The organism is Microbacterium umsixpiens (assembly GCF_053543675.1).
In genome coordinates this window covers 1-5,009 of sequence record NZ_JBLVOH010000111.1, presented here as the reverse complement: position 1 = coordinate 5,009, position 5,009 = coordinate 1, and the positions used below count along the sequence as shown (strand labels likewise).

Genomic DNA, 5,009 nt, shown 5'->3' with positions numbered 1-5,009 from the left:
GCGCTCCTGGTGCTGCTCACAATGCTCTTCGCCTGGCGACGACGAATCCGCCGCGACTCCGTGTTCACGGCCCCGCTGGGAGTTCCGGAGCACGCGGCGGTCTCCCGCCGCGACGAGGTGCTGTACGTGTCGACGACACGGCACGAGCAGCCGCTCGAGCGTCTGGCGGTGTCGCCTCTCGCGTACCGGGCCCGCGGCGAACTCGCCCTCACGGATCGCGGCATCGCCCTCTGCCTCGACGGCGAGCCGACGGTGTTCCTTGCGAGCGCCCGGCTCGTCGCCGTCGACCGCGCCACGGTCACGATCGACCGGGTCGTCGAGCCCGGTGGCCTCGTGCGCATCGCCTGGAACATCGACGACGACACGATCGTCGACAGCTACCTGCGGCTCGCCACCGGCGACCCGCGGACTCTCATCTCCGACCTGCAGCGGCTCGTCCCCGCCGCCCCCGACACAGGAGCAACGTCATGACACTCTCGACACCCCCCGGACAGGCCCCCGCGGCCCAGCTCCCCGATCCCGCCGTCCTCGTCCTGGAAGACGGCACCCGCCACACCGGACGCGCCTACGGCGCCCGCGGACGCACCCTGGGCGAAGTCGTCTTCGCGACCGGCATGTCCGGTTACCAGGAGACGATCACCGACCCCTCCTACGCGGGCCAGATCGTCCTGCAGACGGCACCGCACATCGGCAACACCGGCATGAACGACGAGGATGCGGAATCCCGTCGCATCTGGGTCTCCGGATACATCGTGCGCGACCCCTCGCGTGTGGTCTCCAACTGGCGTGCGAACGCCTCGCTCGACGACGTGCTCGTCGAAGACGGCATCGTGGGCATCAGCGGCATCGACACCCGGGCGATCACCCGCCACATCCGTTCGGCCGGCTCCATGCGCGGCGGGATCTTCTCCGGCCCGGATGCCGCCCTCGACCCGGAGGAGCAGGTGCGCATCGTCCGCGAAGCGCCCGAGATGGCGGGACGCAACCTCTCCGCCGAGGTCTCGGTCGACGTCGCGACCGTCACGACGGCGATGGGCAACCGGATCGGCAACCTCGCCGTCCTCGACCTCGGCGTGAAGCAGGCGACGATCGACAACCTCGCCGCCCGCGGCTTCGAGGTGCACGTGCTTCCGCAGGATGTCACGATCGACGAGATCCGGGCGATCGACCCCGTGGCGGTCTTCTACTCGAACGGCCCGGGTGACCCCGCGGCCTCCGGCGACCACGTCGAGCTGCTCCGCTCGGTGCTCGATGACGGCCTCCCGTTCTTCGGCATCTGCTTCGGCAACCAGCTGCTCGGCCGCGCGCTCGGTCTCGGCACCTACAAGCTGCCCTTCGGCCACCGCGGTATCAACCAGCCGGTGCTCGACAAGCAGACCGGCAAGGTCGAGATCACGGCCCACAACCACGGCTTCGCGGTCGAGGCGCCCCTGGAGGGCTCCTTCGATAGCCCGAACGGCTACGGCAAGGTCGAGGTCAGTCACGTCGGCCTCAACGACAACGTCGTCGAGGGCCTGCGCGCCCTCGACATCCCGGCCTTCTCGGTGCAGTACCACCCCGAGGCGGCGGCCGGCCCGCACGACGCCAACTACCTCTTCGACAGGTTCCGCGACCTGGTCATCGCCAGCCAGAAGGACTCCAAGTAATGCCCAAGCGCGACGACATCAACTCCGTCCTCGTCATCGGCTCCGGCCCGATCGTCATCGGTCAGGCCTGCGAGTTCGACTACTCCGGCACCCAGGCGTGCCGCGTGCTCCGTGAAGAGGGTGTCCGGGTCATCCTGGTCAACTCCAACCCGGCCACGATCATGACCGACCCTGACTTCGCCGACGCGACCTACATCGAGCCGATCACCTGGCAGGTCATCGAGACGATCATCGCCAAGGAGCGCCCCGACGCGATCCTCCCGACCCTCGGCGGCCAGACCGCGCTGAACGCGGCGATCGAACTGCACAACCACGGAATCCTCGAGAAGTACGACGTCGAGCTCATCGGCGCGAACTTCGAGGCGATCAACAAGGGCGAGGACCGCCAGATCTTCAAGCAGCTGGTCCTCGATGCCGGTGCCGACGTGGCGGATTCCCGCATCGCCCACACGATGGACGAGGTTCTCGCGGCCGCCGACGAGCTCGGCTACCCGCTCGTGGTCCGCCCGAGCTTCACGATGGGCGGCCTGGGGTCCGGCTTCGCGTACGACGAGAGCGACCTGCGTCGCATCGCCGGTGCGGGCCTGCGCGACTCGCCCACCACCGAGGTGCTCCTGGAGGAGTCCATCCTCGGCTGGAAGGAGTACGAACTCGAGCTCATGCGCGACACGGCCGACAACACGGTCGTGGTCTGCTCCATCGAGAACGTCGACCCGGTCGGCGTGCACACGGGTGACTCGATCACGGTCGCGCCCGCGCTGACCCTCACCGACCGCGAGTACCAGAAGATGCGCGACATCGGCATCGACATCATCCGTGCCGTCGGCGTCGACACCGGTGGCTGCAACATCCAGTTCGCGGTGGACCCGTCGAACGGCCGCATCATCGTCATCGAGATGAACCCGCGCGTCTCGCGCTCCAGCGCCCTGGCCTCGAAGGCGACGGGATTCCCGATCGCCAAGCTCGCGGCCAAGCTCGCGCTCGGCTACCGCCTCGACGAGATTCCGAACGACATCACGGGTGTGACTCCGGCGAGCTTCGAGCCCACGCTCGACTACGTCGTGGTCAAGGTGCCGCGCTTCGCGTTCGAGAAGTTCCCGGCGGCCGACGCGACGCTGACCACGACCATGAAGTCGGTGGGCGAGGCGATGGCGATCGGCCGCAACTACGCGACCGCGCTGCAGAAGGCGCTCCGCTCGCTGGAGAAGCGCGGATCCAGCTTCCACTGGGGCCCGGAGGAGCGCTCGGTGGAGGAACTCCTCGAGATCTCGAAGATCCCGACCGACGGCCGGATCGTGACGCTGCAGCAGGCGCTGCGCAAGGGGGCGACCGTCGAGCAGGCCTTCGACGCGACGGCGATCGACCCGTGGTTCCTCGACCAGATCGTGCTGATCAACGAGGTCGCCGAGATCGTCCGCACGGCTCCCGAGCTCGACGCCGCGACCCTCCGGTACGCCAAGGAGCACGGCTTCTCCGACGCGCAGCTCGCCGAGATCCGCGGCACGAACGAGGCAGAGGTGCGCGGCGTCCGCCACGGCCTCGGCATCCGCCCGGTGTACAAGACGGTCGACACCTGCGCCGGCGAGTTCCCGGCTCTCACGCCGTACCACTACTCGAGCTACGACTTCGAGACCGAGGTGGCACCGTCCGAGCGGACCAAGGTCGTCATCATCGGCTCGGGCCCGAACCGCATCGGTCAGGGCGTCGAATTCGACTACTCGTGCGTGCACGCCTCGTTCGCGCTGTCGGACGCCGGCTTCGAGACCGTGATGGTCAACTGCAACCCGGAGACCGTGTCGACCGACTACGACACCTCCGACCGCCTGTACTTCGAGCCGCTGACGCTCGAAGACGTGCTGGAGGTGCTCGACGCGGAAGCCGCGAGCGGAACCATCCTCGGCGTCGTGTGCCAGCTCGGCGGCCAGACGCCGCTCGGGCTTGCGAAGGGCATCGAGGCAGCCGGGTACACGGTGCTCGGCACCAGCCCCGAGGCGATCGACCTGGCCGAGGAGCGCGAGCTCTTCTCCCGTCTGCTCGACGAGGCAGGGCTCGTGGCGCCGCGAAACGGCACCGCGATCGACGTCGAGGGCGCCGTACGCATCGCCGAGGAGATCGGCTACCCGGTGCTGGTGCGCCCGAGCTTCGTGCTCGGCGGACGCGGCATGGAGATCGTCTACGACACCGCGTCGCTGCGTGACTACTTCGTGCGCACCGCGGGCGAGGTCGTCATCGAGGAGGGCAAGCCGCTCCTGGTCGACCGCTTCCTCGACGACGCGATCGAACTCGACGTGGACGCGCTCTACGACGGCACCGATCTGTACATCGGCGGCGTCATGGAGCACCTCGAAGAGGCCGGCATCCACTCCGGCGACTCGAGCTGCACCTTGCCTCCGGTCTCGCTCGGCCGCACCGATGTGGACCGCGTGCGCGAGGCCACTCTGGCCATCGCGAAGGGCGTCGGCGTGCGCGGACTGCTGAACGTGCAGTTCGCCATCAGCGCCGGTGTGCTCTACGTCATCGAGGCGAACCCCCGCGCCAGCCGGACCGTGCCCTTCGTCTCCAAGGCGCTCGGCATCCCGATGGCCAAGGCCGCGAGCCGTGTGATGACCGGTTCCACGATCGCCGAGCTGCGCGCCGAGGGCATGCTGCCCGAGCAGGACGGATCCCGCGTTCCGCTCGACGCCCCGGTGTCGGTCAAGGAGGCCGTGCTCCCGTTCAAGCGGTTCCGTACGGCCGACGGCAAGACGGTCGACTCGATCCTCGGCCCGGAGATGCGCTCCACCGGTGAGGTCATGGGCATCGACCGCGACTTCCCGACGGCGTTCGCGAAGAGCCAGGCAGCGGCCTACGGCGGCATGCCCACCTCGGGCACCGTGTTCATCTCGGTCGCCGACTCGGACAAGCGCGCCGTGATCCTGCCCGCGCACCGACTGCAGCAGCTGGGCTTCACGATCGTCGCGACCGAGGGCACCGCCGAGATCCTCTCCCGTAACGGCATCGCCGTGACCGTCGTCGAGAAGTTCAGTGCGACGCAGGAGTCCGGGGCGAAGAACATCGTCGACCTCATCAACGAGGGGGCGATCGACATCGTCGTGAACACCCCGTCTGGTGGGGCGGCCCGTGCCGACGGGTATGAGATCCGCGCGGCAGCGGTCGCCGCTGACAAGGCCCTGTTCACGACCATGGCCGTGCTCGGCGCCGCGGTGAGCGGCATGGACGCGGCCCACGAGGGCTTCCAGGTCAAGAGCCTCCAGGAGTACGCACTGGAGCGGAAGGCGGCACTGTGAGCGCACGCTTCGGCGAGCGGGTCCGCGCGGCGCTGCACGCACGTGGACCGCTCTGTGTCGGCATCGACCCCCCCCC

General features: G+C 68.8%; 3 protein-coding genes. All 3 read left to right on the top strand.

Annotated features, from left to right (window positions below; genetic code table 11):
- A partial coding sequence (locus ACNPM4_RS11095; protein ID WP_448985741.1) for a PH-like domain-containing protein occupies positions 1 to 471 on the top strand: 471 nt, incomplete at its 5' end.
- Positions 468 to 1,646, top strand: coding sequence for a glutamine-hydrolyzing carbamoyl-phosphate synthase small subunit (gene carA / locus ACNPM4_RS11090; RefSeq protein WP_448985740.1), 1,179 nt, complete (start codon positions 468 to 470; stop codon positions 1,644 to 1,646). The genes ACNPM4_RS11095 and carA, both read left to right, overlap by 4 nt.
- Positions 1,646 to 4,933: a carbamoyl-phosphate synthase large subunit gene (gene carB, locus ACNPM4_RS11085; protein ID WP_400858536.1), complete on the top strand. Its 3,288-nt coding sequence runs from the start codon at positions 1,646 to 1,648 to the stop codon at positions 4,931 to 4,933. The genes carA and carB overlap by 1 nt, the downstream gene beginning before the upstream one ends.
- Positions 4,934 to 5,009 lie beyond the last annotated feature (76 nt).